This is a genomic window from Paenibacillus sp. NPDC057886, from assembly GCF_042796655.1.
Classification (GTDB): domain Bacteria; phylum Bacillota; class Bacilli; order Paenibacillales; family Paenibacillaceae; genus Paenibacillus.
Genome location: NZ_JBHVMZ010000041.1, coordinates 1 through 1,065, shown reverse-complemented (window position 1 = coordinate 1,065; position 1,065 = coordinate 1). Strand labels below are relative to the sequence as shown.

General features: G+C 37.1%; 2 pseudogenes. Both read left to right on the top strand.

The window, feature by feature from the left end:
• Positions 1 to 250: pseudogene (locus ACFVQB_RS34445) on the top strand (hypothetical protein); the annotation flags it as partial.
• 331 nt (positions 251 to 581) lie between these two features.
• A pseudogene (locus tag ACFVQB_RS34440) lies at positions 582 to 1,065 on the top strand (hypothetical protein); the annotation flags it as partial.

Here is a 1,065-nt window from a genome sequence, read left to right as displayed (position 1 = left end):
AATTATTTCTGATGAGTTAATCGTCAATATTGCCAAGCGTAATATGGAAAACATCGTTCCGTTGTATTATGAAATGTCTGTAGCCCAGAAACAAGAGATTAATAGCAAGAACATCTATGAAGCACTAACTCTTGCTTATGGGATCAATATCGGGGAGTACAGCAACAACATCACTAAGATATGGAACAGTGACAACATAAATATGGACGTGATCAAATGGTTATGTATGGAAAATAACTTTACTATCGATTAAATTTTTAGTCGCGTCGCATAGCGATATGCGGATGAAAAGTCAGTGAACCTAGAAATCTAGGGTGTGCATTCAGCGAAAAGCAGCGATAGGAAATGATCGTCAATGAGTGTGCTAACAGGGGAATTCTAAGTCCTTATCGATACGATAACCCTGTGCCAAGCGTTTACATCATGCTGGGAAGCACTTGTAAATGAAGGTGCAACGACCATCCTTTATGGAGTAATAATAAGGTGAAATTCCTTATTATGAAGCGCTGACCATCTGTCTAGCACAGATGATGATATGGTCTATTCCCTAATAAAATATCGGGAAACCGAGGGTATCAAAGTTCGCAAAAACCTTATTCATGCCTACCCGACCTGATCATGTCGATGAAAAAATCAAAGATTACATAAAAAATAAAGTACCCCACTTCTTCATCAATGCAAAGGATAAAGAAGAACATAGCGTTGAGTTAATTAATGAAAGCACAGTAAACAAGTTAGACTCCATTATCCCCTCAGACCGAATTAATTTTGCAGCTGTTGCAGGGAAGTTCGATTATCGCTTCCTGCTCAAGAACAAGGATATTAAGTTGGACGAGGCAATTATTAGTGAGTACAAACGATTAGACCAAAACAAGAAATGGCTCATGAATGATGAAGACATTAAGCCTGGACAAAAACTTTATGTTTATAAGGTCATTAAAGACAGATTGCTGAAGATTCATGAAGACGAGCAATATGTTGCTGATGTTCTGATTAAGTATCTGTATAAAAAGAAAAGCAAATTTAAATCAACATTATGGGAATGTTTCGGTGCTTGTATATTGC